At 65.2% G+C, this 13,617-nt stretch carries 15 protein-coding genes and 1 tRNA gene; 8 read left to right on the forward strand and 8 right to left on the reverse strand.

Annotated elements, in window-relative coordinates:
* Positions 1-47: 47 nt before the first annotated feature.
* A complete protein-coding gene (locus Q9K01_RS07170) occupies positions 48-455 on the forward strand; it encodes a hypothetical protein (protein WP_305929527.1) in 408 nt (135 codons plus the stop codon).
* 16 nt (positions 456-471) lie between these two features.
* On the opposite strand, the gene Q9K01_RS07175 is transcribed toward Q9K01_RS07170, so the two are convergent.
* Positions 472-1,374 carry a fructose bisphosphate aldolase gene (locus Q9K01_RS07175; protein WP_305929528.1) on the reverse strand — a complete coding sequence of 301 codons (903 nt, stop codon included), beginning with the start codon at positions 1,372-1,374 and terminating at the stop codon, positions 472-474.
* A 137-nt stretch (positions 1,375-1,511) separates the two neighbouring features.
* Between Q9K01_RS07175 and Q9K01_RS07180 the strand changes: the two genes are divergently transcribed.
* Positions 1,512-2,270, forward strand: coding sequence for a flavodoxin family protein (locus Q9K01_RS07180; RefSeq protein ID WP_305929529.1), 759 nt, complete (start codon positions 1,512-1,514; stop codon positions 2,268-2,270).
* 23 nt (positions 2,271-2,293) lie between these two features.
* Here the strand turns inward: Q9K01_RS07180 and Q9K01_RS07185 are convergent, their stop codons facing one another.
* From Q9K01_RS07185 to tkt, 3 genes are all read right to left on the reverse strand, one after another.
* Positions 2,294-3,493: a phosphoglycerate kinase gene (locus Q9K01_RS07185; protein WP_305929530.1), complete on the reverse strand. Its 1,200-nt coding sequence runs from the start codon at positions 3,491-3,493 to the stop codon at positions 2,294-2,296.
* Between the two features lie 61 nt (positions 3,494-3,554).
* Positions 3,555-4,562, reverse strand: coding sequence for a type I glyceraldehyde-3-phosphate dehydrogenase (gap, locus tag Q9K01_RS07190; protein WP_305929531.1), 1,008 nt, complete (start codon positions 4,560-4,562; stop codon positions 3,555-3,557).
* Positions 4,563-4,577: 15 nt separating this feature from the next.
* Positions 4,578-6,557, reverse strand: a complete 1,980-nt coding sequence (tkt, locus tag Q9K01_RS07195; RefSeq protein ID WP_305929532.1) for a transketolase — start codon at positions 6,555-6,557, stop codon at positions 4,578-4,580.
* Here tkt and Q9K01_RS07200 point away from each other — a divergent pair.
* The 5 genes from Q9K01_RS07200 to Q9K01_RS07220 all read left to right on the forward strand — a co-directional run bounded on the left by Q9K01_RS07200 (position 6,556) and on the right by Q9K01_RS07220 (position 9,104).
* Positions 6,556-6,942, forward strand: coding sequence for a hypothetical protein (locus Q9K01_RS07200; protein WP_305929533.1), 387 nt, complete (start codon positions 6,556-6,558; stop codon positions 6,940-6,942). The two genes, tkt and Q9K01_RS07200, sit on opposite strands and share 2 nt — an antisense overlap.
* A complete protein-coding gene (locus tag Q9K01_RS07205) occupies positions 6,939-7,247 on the forward strand; it encodes a cell division protein ZapA (protein ID WP_305929534.1) in 309 nt (102 codons plus the stop codon). Before Q9K01_RS07200 ends, Q9K01_RS07205 begins: the two co-directional genes overlap by 4 nt.
* A 228-nt stretch (positions 7,248-7,475) precedes the next feature.
* The gene (locus tag Q9K01_RS07210; RefSeq protein ID WP_305929535.1) at positions 7,476-8,048 is read left to right on the forward strand and encodes a 5-formyltetrahydrofolate cyclo-ligase; all 573 of its coding nucleotides are present in this window, start codon (positions 7,476-7,478) and stop codon (positions 8,046-8,048) included.
* Positions 8,048-8,263 (forward strand): DUF2842 domain-containing protein, encoded by a 216-nt coding sequence (locus tag Q9K01_RS07215; protein WP_305929536.1) that lies wholly within the window; start codon positions 8,048-8,050, stop codon positions 8,261-8,263. Before Q9K01_RS07210 ends, Q9K01_RS07215 begins: the two co-directional genes overlap by 1 nt.
* Before the next feature lie 52 nt (positions 8,264-8,315).
* Positions 8,316-9,104, forward strand: a complete 789-nt coding sequence (locus tag Q9K01_RS07220; protein ID WP_305929537.1) for a DNA-formamidopyrimidine glycosylase family protein — start codon at positions 8,316-8,318, stop codon at positions 9,102-9,104.
* Between the two features lie 17 nt (positions 9,105-9,121).
* Here the strand turns inward: Q9K01_RS07220 and Q9K01_RS07225 are convergent.
* Positions 9,122-9,198 (reverse strand) — tRNA-Asp (locus tag Q9K01_RS07225).
* Between the two features lie 225 nt (positions 9,199-9,423).
* Between Q9K01_RS07225 and Q9K01_RS07230 the strand changes: the two genes are divergently transcribed.
* Complete coding sequence (locus Q9K01_RS07230) at positions 9,424-9,846, forward strand: hypothetical protein (protein WP_305929538.1); 423 nt, start codon at positions 9,424-9,426, stop codon at positions 9,844-9,846.
* 17 nt (positions 9,847-9,863) lie between these two features.
* Here the strand turns inward: Q9K01_RS07230 and Q9K01_RS07235 are convergent, their stop codons facing one another.
* The 3 genes from Q9K01_RS07235 to Q9K01_RS07245 are packed head-to-tail and all read right to left on the reverse strand — an operon-like array spanning position 9,864 to position 13,581.
* Positions 9,864-11,210: a dihydrolipoamide acetyltransferase family protein gene (locus Q9K01_RS07235; RefSeq protein ID WP_305929539.1), complete on the reverse strand. Its 1,347-nt coding sequence runs from the start codon at positions 11,208-11,210 to the stop codon at positions 9,864-9,866.
* Between the two features lie 5 nt (positions 11,211-11,215).
* Positions 11,216-12,283: an alpha-ketoacid dehydrogenase subunit beta gene (locus tag Q9K01_RS07240; RefSeq protein ID WP_305929540.1), complete on the reverse strand. Its 1,068-nt coding sequence runs from the start codon at positions 12,281-12,283 to the stop codon at positions 11,216-11,218.
* Positions 12,280-13,581, reverse strand: coding sequence for a thiamine pyrophosphate-dependent enzyme (locus Q9K01_RS07245; protein WP_305929541.1), 1,302 nt, complete (start codon positions 13,579-13,581; stop codon positions 12,280-12,282). The genes Q9K01_RS07240 and Q9K01_RS07245 overlap by 4 nt, the downstream gene beginning before the upstream one ends.
* Between the last annotated feature and the right edge of the window lie 36 nt (positions 13,582-13,617).

The raw sequence follows: 13,617 nt of genomic DNA on the forward strand, positions 1-13,617 counted from the left end.
GACTCCCATTCAGCCGCGCGACAGCGACCCGTCCGCAAGCGGGTTGGATGACAATCGGCATCCTCGCTCGCTCCGCCCTGCTGTTCGCCCTGCCCGTGCTGGGCGGCTGCGCGATCATTCCCGATACACCGCGCGTCGGGCAGGAGGCCGCCAGCCAGGGTAGGCCGATCGCGCTCGGGCAATCGGCCTGGCTAGGCGATGCGATCGTCACGCCGCTGGCGGTTGTGGAGGACAGCCGTTGCCCGGTGGACGCGCAGTGCATCCAGGCAGGCAAGCTCACCGTGAGGACGCGGATCACCGCGACGCACTGGCAGCAGACGGTCCCGCTGACGCTGGGCGAGCCGCATCAGGCCATGAACCGCAGCTTCCTGCTGGCCGCCGTCTCGCCCACGAAAAGCGCCGGGCAGGAGATCCCGCCCGGCGCCTATCGTTTCACCTTCACCGGCGGAAGCTAGTCCGCCGGAGCCGAGGTCAGGCTGCGGCTTCACCCGTGCTGGCGCAGGCGATTTCGTCGATCGCATTGCCCAGCGCCTGGTCGAACTGCTGATCGTCCATCTTCGCTTGCAGCACTTCGAGCAGTGCGCGGCTGAAGCTGGCGATCATGCCGTCGTTCTTCGCCAGCTCGCGGCAGGCCTGTTCGCGGCTGTAGCCGCCCGACAGCGCGACCACGCGCAGCACCTTGGGATGCTCGATCAGCGGCTTGTAGAGATCGGGTTCGCTGGGGATGGTAAGCTTCCACATCACTTGCTGGCCTTCGGGCACCCGCTCGAGCTGATCGAGTGCATTGGCGAGCACCTGCGCCTCGGCCTGGGGCCGGCTTTCGCTCTTGAGGCTGACCTCGGGTTCGAGGATCGGCATCAGGCCATTGGCGAGAATCTGCAGCCCGAAATCCATCTGCTGGCGGATGATGGCGGCGACGCCGTCGCGGTTCGCTTCGTGGATCACCGAGCGCATCTTGGTACCGAAGACGCCCAGTTCCTTGGCCCGGGCGCACATGGCGTCGAGCTCGGGGATCGGCTTCATCAGCTGAACGCCGTCGGCCTCGTCCTCCATCCCCTTATCGACCTTGAGGAAGGGGACCACGTTGCGCCGGGCCAGCAGTGCGGGGATCGGCGAACCGTCCTTGCCGCAGCCTTCCATGGTCTTTTCGAAGAGGATCGCGCCGAGCACCTTGCCATTGGAGAAGGAAGGCGAATCGATGATGCGGCAGCGCATCTCGTGGATCTTGGCGAACATCTCGTCCTCGCCCTTCCACTCGCTGTCCTCGACGCCATAGGCATTCAGCGCCTTGGGGGTCGAACCGCCCGACTGGTCGAGCGCAGCGATAAAGCCCTGACCGGTGGCGATACGGGCCTTCATTTCCTCGAAATTCATAAGACAATCCCTGCTGTTGGCGTCATTTTCGGATCATGCGCGGGCCATACCCAGCCCCCGGAGCCGCGGCAACTGGCCAATGCGGGTAACTTTGGCGGCAATCGCGCGTATTCTCATGGCAAGCCAAGGAGAAACCGATGCTCGACGCGACCCAAGAACGACTTTGCGACACCAACCCCAGCGATTTTTCCGACCTGAAGGCGCTGACGATCAATTGTACGCTCAAGCGCTCGCCCGAAGGTTCGCATACCGCCAAGCTGCTCGGCGTGGTGGAAGCGATCCTGGTGCGCAACCTGGTGCAACTGGAGCAAGTCCGGCTCGTGGATCACGACATCGCGCCGGGCGTCTATCCCGACATGACCGAGCATGGCGCGGAGCGCGACGACTGGCCGCAGATCTGGGAGAAGGTCGCCGCCGCGGATATTCTGGTGATCGGCTCTCCGATCTGGCTGGGCGAGAAGAGTTCGGTCTGCAAGCAGCTGATCGAGCGGCTCTATGCGCATTCGGGGCAGACCAACGACAAGGGTCAATATGTCTTTTACGGTAAGGTCGGCGGCTGTATCGTCACCGGCAATGAGGACGGCATTAAGCACGTCGGGATGGGTGTTCTCTACTCGCTGCAGCACATCGGCTACACCATCCCGCCGCAGGCCGATGCCGGCTGGATCGGAGAAGCCGGCCCCGGACCCAGCTATGGCGACGAGTCCGAGGACGGCCAGAGCCGCGTCGGCTTCGACAACGACTTCACCCGCCGCAACACCACTTTCGCGACCTGGAACCTGATGCATATGGCGCGCATGCTCAAGGACGCCGGGGGCATCCCCTGCCATGGCAATTCGGTCGATCTGTGGAACGAGGGCCGCCGCTTCGACGCGCCCAACCCCGAGCATCGCTGAATTGGGGGGCTAACCGGTCCGGATCAGCGTGTCAGCGCCGCCACTCCCGGCAGGTCCTTGCCTTCCATCCATTCGAGGAAAGCGCCGCCAGCGGTTGAAACATAGCTGAAATCCGCCGCCACGCCCGCGTGGTTGAGCGCCGCGACGGTGTCGCCCCCGCCCGCGACCGAGACCAGCGAGCCATCCTGCGTCAGCGCCGCTGCGGTCCGCGCCAGCGCGACGGTGGCGGCGTCGAAGGGTTCGGTCTCGAACGCGCCCAGCGGACCGTTCCAGACCAGCGTGCGGCAGGTCTTGAGCACATCGGCGAGAGCCTCGACCGCGAGCGGGCCGATATCGAGGATCATCTCGTCTTCGCCGACCTCATGGACGTTGCAGGTGCGCAGCCCGGGCGGATTGGCGGCGAACTCTTTCGCCACCACGACGTCGTAGGGCAGGTGCACCGTGCAGCCGGCATGCTCGGCCTCGTCCATGATGCGGTTGGCGGTGGCGGTGAGATCGTGTTCGGCGAGACTCTTGCCTACCGCCACCCCGCGCGCGGCGAGAAAGGTGTTCGCCATCCCGCCGCCGATAATCAGATGCCGCACCTTGCCCACAAGATGGCTGAGCACATCGAGCTTGCTCGAGACCTTGGCGCCGCCGACCACCGCCGCGACCGGGGTCTGCGGATTGCCCAGCGCCGCGTCGAGCGCCTTCAACTCACGCTCCATCGAGCGCCCGGCATAGGCGGGCAGCAGATGCGCCAGCCCCTCGGTCGAGGCATGCGCGCGGTGCGAGACCGAGAAGGCGTCGTTGACGTAGAAATCGCCATGCGCCGCGATCCCGCGCGCGAATTCGGGGTCGTTGGCCTCCTCGCCCGGCCAGAAGCGGACATTCTCGAGCAGGCCGATATCGCCCGCGCGCAGGATCCCGATCGACTGTTCGACCACCGGGCCCATGACCTCGGGGATGAACATGATCTCGCGGCCCAGCACTTTGCCGACGTCGCCCTGGACGTAGCTGGTGCTCATGGTCGAATTGCGCTGCCCCTTGGGACGCCCGAAATGCGCCAGCAGCAGCACCTTGGCGCCCTTGTCGGCGAGTTCGAGAATGGTGTCCTTCGAGGCTTCGACGCGGGTGACGTCGGTCGCCGAGCCATCCTGCATCGGCAGGTTGAGATCGACGCGCACCAGCGCAACCTTGCCGGTGAGATCGCCCAGATCGTCCAGAGTCTTGAAAGACGGCATCGCAGTTCCTCGAAATTGAACGAAGAAGGGCAGCCGGTGGACTGCCCTCCCTTCGCTCGGATCAGATGTGCTTCGCCATCTCGCCGGCGGTATCGATCATGCGGTTGGAGAAGCCCCATTCATTGTCGTACCAGCTGACGACGCGCGCCAGCTTGCCTTCCATGACCGAGGTCTCGAGGCTGTCGATGGTCGAGCTGGCGGGATAATGGTTGAAGTCGCTCGAGACCAGCGGCTGGTCGGTATAGTCGAGCACGCCCTTCATCGCACCGTCGGCAGCGGCCTTCAATGCGGCGTTGAGCTCCTCGGCGCTGGTGTCGCGGGTGGGCGTGAACACCAGATCGATCAGGCTGACATTGGGGGTCGGCACGCGGACCGAGCTGCCGTCGAGCTTGCCGTTGAGCTCGGGCAGCACCAGCCCGACCGCGCGCGCCGCGCCGGTGGTGGTGGGGATCATGTTCTGCGCCCCGCCGCGCGCCCGGCGCATGTCCGAATGCATCTGGTCGAGCATCCGCTGGTCGTTGGTGTAGGAATGGATCGTGGTCATGAAGCCGCGCTCGATCCCCACGGTGTCGTGCAGCACCTTGGCCACCGGGGCGAGGCAATTGGTGGTGCAGCTGGCGTTGGAGACGATCACATCGTCGCTGGTGAGCACCTCGTGGTTCACGCCGTAGACGACCGTGGCGGTCACGTTCTTGGCCGGAGCCGAGATCAGCACCCGCTTGGCGCCCGCCTTGAGATGCGGCTCGGCTGCCTCGTGCGACTGGAAGAAGCCGGTGCATTCGAGCACGATGTCGATGCCTTGCGCAGCGTGCGGCAGATTGCCCGGCTCGCGCTCGGAGGTGACCTGGATGGTCTTGCCGTTGACGGTGATGGTCTTGTCGCCGGTCTCGACACTGCCGGGGAAGCGACCGTGGGTGCTGTCGTACTGGAACAGCAGCGCATTGGCCTTGGTGTCGGCGAGATCGTTGATCGAGACCAGCTCGAGATCGTGATCGTCGCGCTCGAGAATGGCGCGCGCCACGAGCCGGCCGATCCGTCCGAAACCATTGATTGCAACCTTGGTGGTCATGCAAATAACTCCTGATTAGGCTTTGATTTTGTTCATGATTTTCGGAACGATGGCATCCGCCGTGAAGCCGAATTTGTCGAACAGATCTTGCGCCGGAGCGGAGGCGCCGAAGCGATCGAGCCCGATATTGAGCCCGCCCTCACCGGTATAGCGCTCCCAGCCGAAAGTCGTGCCCGCCTCGATCGAGACGCGCAGGCTGTCCGCCGGAATGGTTTCGGCGCGATAGGCTTGCGGCTGTTCGTCGAAGAGCTGGGTGCAGACCATCGACACCACTGCGGCGGCGATGCCTTCCTGCTCGAGCCGCTCGGCGCATTCGAGCGCCAGATGGACTTCCGAGCCGGTGGCGATCAGCGTGACCTGCGGCTTGCCATCCGGAGTTTTGAGCCGGTAGCCGCCCTGTGCGCTGCTGCCGGTCCGTTCCGCAGCGGTCCGCACCTGCGGGAGGTTCTGACGACTGAGCGCCAGCACGGTTGGGCGATCCTTCTGTTCCAGCGCGATCTGCCAGCATTCGGCGGTCTCGACCACATCGGCGGGGCGCATCACCAGCAGATTGGGGATCATCCGCAGCGACTGGACATGCTCGATCGGTTGGTGCGTCGGGCCGTCCTCGCCCAGCCCGATGCTGTCGTGGGTCATGACATAGACCACCCGCGCCTGCTGCAGCGCCGAGAGCCGGATCGCGGCGCGGCAATAGTCCGTGAACACCAGGAAAGTGCCGCCATAGGGGATCACCCCGCCGTGCAGCGCCATGCCGTTCATCGCCGCGGCCATGCCGAATTCGCGGATGCCGTAGTAGATGTAGCGCCCGCCGCGATTATCGGCGGTGAAAGCCTCCATCCCGCCGGTCTTGGTGTTGTTCGAACCGGTCAGATCGGCGCTGCCGCCGATCGTCTCGGGCAGCGCCTCATTGATCGCGCCAAGCGCCATCTCGCTGGCCTTGCGGGTGGCGACCTTTTGCGGCTGCGCGATCAGCCCGTCGATATAGGACTGCAGGTCGAAACCCTCGGGCAGATCGCCGGCCATCCGACGGCCGAATTCGCCACGCTGGGCGGCGGTGGAGAGGCGACCGAGCCATTCGGTATGCAGCTTCGCCCCGCGATTGGCGGTTGCGCGCCAGTCGGCCTCGACCTGCTCGGGCAGTTCGAAGGGATGCGAGTCCCAGACCAGTTCCTTGCGCGCTGCGGCGATCTCCTCGTCGCCGAGCGGCGCGCCATGGGTGGCGCTGGTGCCCTGCTTGCCCGGGGCGCCCTTGCCGATCACGGTACGGCAGGCGATCAGCGAGGGGCGCTCGTCGGCGACCGCCTCGTCGATTGCGCGGCGGATGTCGGCGAAATCATGCCCGTCGCAGGCGACCACGTGCCAATGGGTCGCTTCGTAGCGCGCCTTGATGTCCTCGCTGGTCGAGAGATCGGTGGCGCCGTCGATAGTGATCCGGTTGTCGTCCCACAGCACGATCAACCGGCCAAGCTTGAGGTGACCGGCGAGACCGATCGCCTCGTGGTTGAGACCTTCCATCAGACAGCCGTCGCCCGCGATCGTCCATGTGCGGTGATCGACCAGCTCGTCGCCGAACTGCGCGTTGAGATGGCGTTCGGCGATCGCCATGCCCACGGCCATGCCGAGGCCCTGGCCCAGCGGACCGGTGGTGCATTCGATACCGTCGAGCAGGAAATTCTCCGGGTGTCCGGCGCAGGGACTGCCCAGCTTCCGGAAATTGCGCAGGTCGTCCATCGTCGGCGCGGCATAGCCCGAGAGGTGCAGCAGGCTGTAGATCAGCATCGAGCCATGACCCGCGCTGAGCACGAAGCGGTCGCGATCGGCCCAGTCGGGGGCGTCGGGATCATGCTTGAGATATTCGCTCCACAGCACGGTCGCGACATCGGCCATGCCCATGGGCATTCCCGGGTGGCCGGAATTGGCCGCCTGCACCGCATCCATCGAAAGAGCCCGGATGGCATTGGCCATCTGGACCATGCGCGGTGTCTCGAGGCTCATGCTGCAATTCTCCGGAAAATGGGGGCGATTCGGCGCGCGCGAAGCCATCGCGAAGGCGTGGCGCAAGGTCAAGCGGGGCGGTCGGGCAACGGCGCCGCTGCAGGCCTTGGAAGCAGTTATCAACAGGGCCCGCCAAGCCTTTGCATACATGGTTCAATCGGCGTATTCTGCGGCGGTTATGCCGGACGATCGCATCGCCTCTGCCTTCGACAGGATCGAGGCTGCCCTGGGCAGGATCGAGCTCAGCGCCCGCGCGCCGCTGCCGATGCCCCCTCGATCTCCGCAAGCCGACGCCGATCTGGAAGCGCGCCATGCCCAGCTGCGCAAGTCGGTGGGCGCGAGCCTCGTAGAGTTGGATCAGCTTATCGAAATACTTCAGGGATGAGCGAGGTCGTGCTGACGGTCGGCGGGCGCAAATACACTTTGCGCTGTGAAGACGGACAGGAAGACCATATCCGCCGTCTCGCTGCGGTGGTCGATGCCAAGCTCGGCGATGGCGCAAGCCAATTGCCCGCCATGGAAGCCAAGAACCTGCTGTTTGCGGCCCTGTTTCTCGCCGACGAGCTCGAGGAAACGCGCAAAGCCGGCGCGGCCGACGACCGCGGCAAGATTGCCGATTGGCTCGAGGCTTTGGCGGTCCGGCTCGAAAAGACTGCCGAAGCCCTTGAGCAAGCGCATCCGAACGCCTAAATAGGCACTTGGCGGGACTGCCCGGCACGAGCCACATGAACATCCCTGAGGCTATAAGTAAATACCTAGGGAGCTGTCCCTGTCCGGATCACGGGTTCGTCCTGCGGGTCCGGTGCACACGGCGCCCACCTGACGTCCACGCGTCAGAGGATTTCATGGCAAACGACCCATGGTGGTTCCGTCACCTATCCAATTCACCCCGGCCCGTCCGGGCGACAGGGGCGCCGCGTGGCTGGCAAGAGTGAACTCAGGACCCGGATGCGCGGCTTGCGCCGGGCGCACGTGCAGACCATTCCCGGCAGCATGCAGGCGCTGATCTTCCATCGGCCACCCGCCCCCTTGCTGGAACTGGTGCCTGCCGACGCGACGGTCGGCCTCTACCGCGCCGGCCCCTTCGAGGCTCCCGCCAATGCCTACGCCAGGTTCTTCTTCGAGGCGGGCCATACACTCGCGCTGCCGCGCTTCGCGACACGCAATTCCGCCATGGAATTCGCGCGTCACGACGATCCCTACGAGGAAGCCGATTGCGAGATCGGCCCCTTCGGCCTGCTTCAGCCTCTGGCAGCCGCGGAGGCCTTGATTCCGGACCTGCTGTTCGTTCCGCTGATCGGCTTTACCGAAAAGGGTGCGCGGCTTGGTCAGGGTGGCGGTCATTACGATCGCTGGCTGGCGGAGCATCCGGGTACGAGAGCGATCGGACTTGCCTGGGACGTCCAGAAGCTCGACGAAATCCCGCAGGAGAGCCACGACGTGCCGCTCAGCGCCATCGTTACTCCCACCCGCCTCTACGGCCCGTTCTGATGCGCGAGGAACCGACCCTGCGGATTCCCTTGGGCGTGCTCGCGCTGCTCGTGGCCCTGCTCGCTTACGGGATCGCTGTGGCCACCTTCGTCCTGCCCGTGATCGCAAACTGGCACGTCCTGGCGCAGGCGCTGGTCTATCTGGTCCTCGGCGTGATCTGGCTGCTGCCGCTGCGGCGCTTCCTGATCTGGATGGAAACCGGCCGCTGGGGCTAGCCGCCGGAACCGCCGCCGGGAACCGGGCCAATCGCGCCATGGTTCTACGATCATGCCCGAACTGCCTGAAAACGAAGCCCAGCGCCTGACGCTCGAGCGCGAGTGCCTTCACCGCACCATCGAGGCGGCCGAGCTGGGCGAGAACATCACCCATATCGACCTGCCCGGCGACAACGAGCTGGGTCGTCTCAAGGGCCGCCAGTTCACCGAGACCCGCCGCCACGGCAAGAACATCTTCCTCGGCAGCAAGAGCGGCCCCTGGATCACCGTCCATCTCGGGATGAGCGGCTGGCTGATCCCCTACGACGCGCCCGAGCCGGAGCCCGACCACACCAAGTTCCGGATCGTCTTCGAAGGCGACCGGCGGCTCGCCTTCCGCTGCCCGCGCAAGCTGGGCCATGTGAAGATTGTCGACGATCCCGACGCCTACATCTCCGCACAGGATCTTGGTCCCGGCGCGCTGGCGATGGACCGCGACGTCTTCACCGATTTCATCGGCGGTTCGAAAGCGGCGATCAAATCCGCGCTGATGGATCAGAACCGCATCGCCGGGATCGGCAATCTGTGGTCGGACGAAATCCTCTTCCAGACGGGTCGCGATCCGGCATCGAGGGGAAGCGATCTCGATGATCAAACGCTCGACACTCTGTTCGACACTATGCGGGCGGCACTGTCGAAAGGTGTCGATGTCGAAGCCGACTATTCCCGCCTTCCGGACGATTGGTTGATTCCCAACCGCAAAGACGGCGAACCCTGCCCGCGCACCGGGTGCGGCGGCTCGCTGACCCATCACAAGGTGGGCGGCCGGACGGCCTATTATTGTCCGGTCCATCAATCGTGAAAAGGTAGGTTCCCAAGTGGCGCGAGTGACGGGACTTGAACCCGCGACCTCCGGCGTGACAGGCCGGCGCTCTAACCAACTGAGCTACACCCGCGCATCTAAGAAGCGACCGGGAGCGACCAGCGCCGCTTGGGAGCCGGGCCACTAAGGCAGCCCCCGATTCCTGTCAATGCCCCTGCGGCGGAAAAAGCAGGGCATTGCAAAAGCTTTGTCCACACCCGTCCGGCAGCCCTCGAAAAAGCGTCATGGTCAACGCCGATTAACCCTATCTTGAGGTCGCGGGTGCATGGTTGTTCGCGAACACTACGGGGGCAAATCCATGCGTTCGATCCTGCTTGTCGCAAGCATCCTGTTCCTGGCAACCGCCGCGACGGCGACCGGTTCGGCGCTGTCGATCACGCGCTCTGTATTCGTCGAGACCGCGCAGCAGGACGGCATCGCGCTCGAACCGGCGGATACGCTCTCGCGCGGCGACCGGGTGGTGCTGGTGATGCAATGGCAGCCAGGCAGGGCAACCGGACCGTTCGTGCTCGCAAGCCGCGTGCCCGAGACGCTCTCGTATCAGCGCAGCGGCGACGATGCAGTCGAGGTCTCCGCCGATGGCGGGCGCCGCTGGGGCCGGCTCGGTGAATTGCGCCAAGGCACACGCGCTGCAAGGGCCGACGACGTCACCAATCTGCGCTGGCGCATCGGTGCCGACGACGGCAGCGGAATGCGCAGCTTCAGCGCGATCGTGCGCTGAAGCCGCTCGAATTCCGATCAATCCACCAGGATAAGCGCAGGCGACTCGAGCAGCTTCTTCAGAGCCTGAACGAAGCTCGCCGCATCATAGCCATCGACCACGCGGTGATCGCAGCTGATCGAGATGTTCATCAGCTTGCGCTTCTCGATCCGCTCGCCGCCCTGCCCGTCGCTGACATACATCGGGCGTTCGATGATCCGGTTGGGGCCGATGATCGCGACCTCCGGACGGTTGATCACCGGGGTGGTCGCCACGCCGCCCAGCGGGCCGAGCGAGGTCACGGTCAGGGTGCCGCCCTGCATTTCCTCGCTGCTCGCCTTACCGTCGCGCGCGGCTTCGGCGAGGCGGACGATCTCCCTCGCGAGCTGCCACAGATTGCGCGACTGTGCATCGCGGATGACCGGAACCATCAGTCCGGAATCGGTCTGCGCCGCCATGCCGAGATGCACCGCGCCATGGCGGGTGACCACCCCGCCCCCAGGACCATCGCCATCGTCGTAGCGGGCGTTGATCATCGGGAAATCGGGCACGGTCTTGCAGATCGCCGCGATCAGCAGCGGCAGCATCGTCAGCTTGGGCCGGTCTCCCCTGTTGGAATTCAGCTGCGCACGCAGCACTTCCAGATCGGTGACGTCCACTTCCTCGACATAGGAGAAATGTGGGATGTTGCGCTTGGAAGCGGCCATGTTCTCGGCGATGCGGCGGCGCATGCCAATGACCTTGCGCTGCTCGTCCTCGCGCGCCCGACCTGCGGGCGAATAGCCGCCGCTGTACGACAGGAAGCTGTCGAGATCGCCGTGACGAACGCGGCCGTCCTCCGCGGGCTTCACATCGCCCAGATCGACACCGAGTTCTCTGGCGCGATTGCGCACCGCCGGAGAGGCGAGGACCTTGGCACTCGCGGTGAGGGTGGGGGTGGGCGCGGGTGCGGGCGTCGGCGCGGGCAGATCGACCGGCTCGGGGTCGGCGGCATGCGCGTCGTCGGCGTCGGAAGCGTCGGGGTTCTCGGTCTCGATCCGCTGCTCGACGGCTTCGTCCTTGGGTCCCGGCGCATCGCCGGAAGCCTTCGCGGGTGCCGGGCTGTCACCGTCGACCTGTTCGGCGATATCCTCGGGAACTTCGCCTTCGACCTCGATCACCACCAGCATAGCGCCGATCGAGACCATTTCGCCCTCTTCTCCGGCGATCTCGACGATCTTGCCGGTCACCGGGCTTTCGAGCGGCACGGTGGCCTTGTCGGTCATCATGTCGACGAATTCTTCGTCTTCCTCGACCCGATCGCCGACCGCCTTGTGCCAGGCGACGATCTCCGCCTCGGCGATGCCTTCGCCGATATCGGGCATTGTGAAGGTGAAATTCGCCATGGTGCTTACTCGCTCAAGATCTTGTCGATGGCCTCGCCGATGCGGGCCGGTCCGGGGAAGAAGGCCCATTCGAGACTGTGGGGATAGGGCGTATCGAAACCGGTCACGCGGAGCACCGGGGCTTCGAGATGATAGAAGCAGCGCTCGGTCACCAGCGCCGATAGCTCGGCGCCGAAACCGGCGGTGCGGGTCGCCTCGTGGACGATCAGGCAGCGCCCGGTCTTCTCGACCGAGGCTTCGATTGCCTCGATGTCGAGTGGCACCAGCGTGCGCAGATCGAGGATTTCGGCATCGACGCCCTTCTGGCGGCAGACTTCCTCGGCGACATGAACCATCGTGCCATAGGCGAGCACGGTCAGCGCCTCGCCCTCGGTGACCGTGCGCGCCTTGCCTAGCGGGATGGTGTAATGCCCCTCGGGGACCACGCTGGCATCGTGCTTCTTCCACGGCTGCGCCGGCTTGTCGTAATAGCCGTTGAACGGGCCGTTGTAGATCCGCTTGGGCTCGAAGAAGATCACCGGATCATTGTCTTCGATCGCCGCGATCAGCAGACCCTTGGCGTCGTAGGGCGTCGAGGGGACGACGGTCTTGAGACCCGAGACGTGTGCAAAGATCGCTTCGGGGCTCTGGCTGTGGGTCTGCCCGCCGAAGATACCGCCGCCGAACGGCGTGCGCACGGTGATCGGCGCGATATATTCCGCCGCCGAACGATAGCGCAGCCGCGCCGCCTCGGAGATCAGCTGGTCGAGCCCCGGGTAGATGTAGTCCGCGAACTGGATTTCCGGCACCGGGCGCAACCCATAGGCCCCCATCCCCACCGCCGCGGCGATGATCCCGCATTCGGAGATCGGCGTGTCGAAGACGCGGGTCTTGCCGTATTTCTCCTGCAGCCCTGCAGTGCAGCGGAACACTCCGCCGAAATAGCCGACATCCTCGCCCATCACCACGATATCGGGATCGCGTCCCATGGTGACATCGAGCGCCTCGTTGATCGCTTCGATCATGTTGAGGCGGCGTTCGGTCGTGCCTTCGCCCTCGCCAGCGCTGCCAGACTTGGTTTCGGTCGCGCTCATTTCGGCAGCCCTTCCGGAAACTTGATTTCGCGTTCCTTGATCGCCTGCTCGGCCTGTTCCCTGAGATGCCAGGGCAGCTCCTCGAACACGTCCTCGAACATGGTGCGGAAGGGATGATGCAGGCCATGGCCCAGAATGCCGTTGGCCTCGGCCTCCTTGGTGGTGGCGCGGACCATCTCGGCGGCCTCGCGATCCATCGCCTCCTGGCGCTCCTCGTCCCATTCGCCCAACGCGATGAGGTGGCGCTTGAGGCGCATCACCGGATCGCCCAGCGGCCACTCCTCGCGCTCCTGAGCGCTGCGGTAGCCCGAGGGGTCGTCCGAGGTGGAATGCCCCTCGGCGCGATAGGTGAAGAATTCGATCAGCGTCGGACCGGCATTGGCGCGAGCGCGGTTCGCGGCCCAGCGCTCGGCGGCGTAGCAGGCCAGAGCGTCATTGCCGTCGACCCGCAGCGCCGCGACACCATAGCCCAACCCGCGCGCGGCGAAGGTCGTCCGTTCGGCTCCGGCGAAGCCCGAGAAGCTCGAGATCGCCCACTGGTTGTTGACCACATTGAGGATCACCGGCGCGTTGTAGACCGCGGCGAAGGTGCAAGCGGCGTGGAAGTCGCCCTCCGCAGTGCTGCCTTCGCCAACCCAGGTCGCGGCGATCCGCGAATCGCCCTTGATCGCGCTCGCCATCGCCCAGCCCACCGCCTGCGGAGTCTGGGTGGCGAGATTGCCGCTGATGGTGAAGAAGCTGTGCTCGCGGCTGGAATACATGATCGGCAGCTGGCGGCCCTTGAGCTTGTCACCCCGGTTCGAATAGATCTGGTTGATCATCTCGATCATCGGATAGCCACGCGACAGCAGGATGCCTTGTTGGCGATAGCTGGGGAACACCATGTCGTCGCTCGCCAGCGCCATCGCGGCGGAGATGCTGGTTGCCTCCTCGCCGGTGCACTTCATGTAAAAGCTGGTCTTGCCCTGCCGCTGGCCGCGGAACATCCGCTCGTCGAAGGCGCGGGTGATCGCCATGTTCTTGAGCATGGTGCGCAAAGTGTCGGCATCGAGCTTGGGATCCCAGGGGCCATGCGCGCGATCGTCGTCGCCCAGCACCCGGACGAGACCATAGGCGAGATCGCGCATATCGGCGGGATCGCAGGTCTCGTCAGGCCGCGGATCGCGTCCGGGTTCGCCGGCATCGACATGGTTGAAATCCACGGCGTCGCCGGGGCGGTAATGGGGTTCGGGAACATGCAGCGAAAGCGAGGGCTTGTTGGAACCCTGGCCCGCTGCGCTCTCGGGCCTGTCGGCCATGTGGCGCTCTCCCTTTGCGACGAACGCGGTTGCAAG

The organism is Qipengyuania benthica, assembly GCF_030717865.1.
In the GTDB taxonomy this organism is placed as follows: domain Bacteria; phylum Pseudomonadota; class Alphaproteobacteria; order Sphingomonadales; family Sphingomonadaceae; genus Qipengyuania; species Qipengyuania benthica.

Coding starts and splice junctions, on each gene's coding strand:
- Q9K01_RS07220 (WP_305929537.1), top strand. CDS start 8,316: ATGCCCGAACTGCCTGAAAACGAAGCCCAGCGCCTGACGCTCGAGCGC.
- Q9K01_RS07230 (WP_305929538.1), top strand. CDS start 9,424: ATGCGTTCGATCCTGCTTGTCGCAAGCATCCTGTTCCTGGCAACCGCC.
- Q9K01_RS07205 (WP_305929534.1), top strand. CDS start 6,939: ATGAGCGAGGTCGTGCTGACGGTCGGCGGGCGCAAATACACTTTGCGC.
- Q9K01_RS07185 (WP_305929530.1), bottom strand. CDS start 3,493: ATGCCGTCTTTCAAGACTCTGGACGATCTGGGCGATCTCACCGGCAAG.
- Q9K01_RS07170 (WP_305929527.1), top strand. CDS start 48: ATGACAATCGGCATCCTCGCTCGCTCCGCCCTGCTGTTCGCCCTGCCC.
- Q9K01_RS07235 (WP_305929539.1), bottom strand. CDS start 11,210: ATGGCGAATTTCACCTTCACAATGCCCGATATCGGCGAAGGCATCGCC.
- Q9K01_RS07240 (WP_305929540.1), bottom strand. CDS start 12,283: ATGAGCGCGACCGAAACCAAGTCTGGCAGCGCTGGCGAGGGCGAAGGC.
- gap (WP_305929531.1), bottom strand. CDS start 4,562: ATGACCACCAAGGTTGCAATCAATGGTTTCGGACGGATCGGCCGGCTC.
- Q9K01_RS07245 (WP_305929541.1), bottom strand. CDS start 13,581: ATGGCCGACAGGCCCGAGAGCGCAGCGGGCCAGGGTTCCAACAAGCCC.
- Q9K01_RS07175 (WP_305929528.1), bottom strand. CDS start 1,374: ATGAATTTCGAGGAAATGAAGGCCCGTATCGCCACCGGTCAGGGCTTT.
- Q9K01_RS07215 (WP_305929536.1), top strand. CDS start 8,048: ATGCGCGAGGAACCGACCCTGCGGATTCCCTTGGGCGTGCTCGCGCTG.
- tkt (WP_305929532.1), bottom strand. CDS start 6,557: ATGAGCCTCGAGACACCGCGCATGGTCCAGATGGCCAATGCCATCCGG.
- Q9K01_RS07200 (WP_305929533.1), top strand. CDS start 6,556: ATGCTGCAATTCTCCGGAAAATGGGGGCGATTCGGCGCGCGCGAAGCC.
- Q9K01_RS07180 (WP_305929529.1), top strand. CDS start 1,512: ATGCTCGACGCGACCCAAGAACGACTTTGCGACACCAACCCCAGCGAT.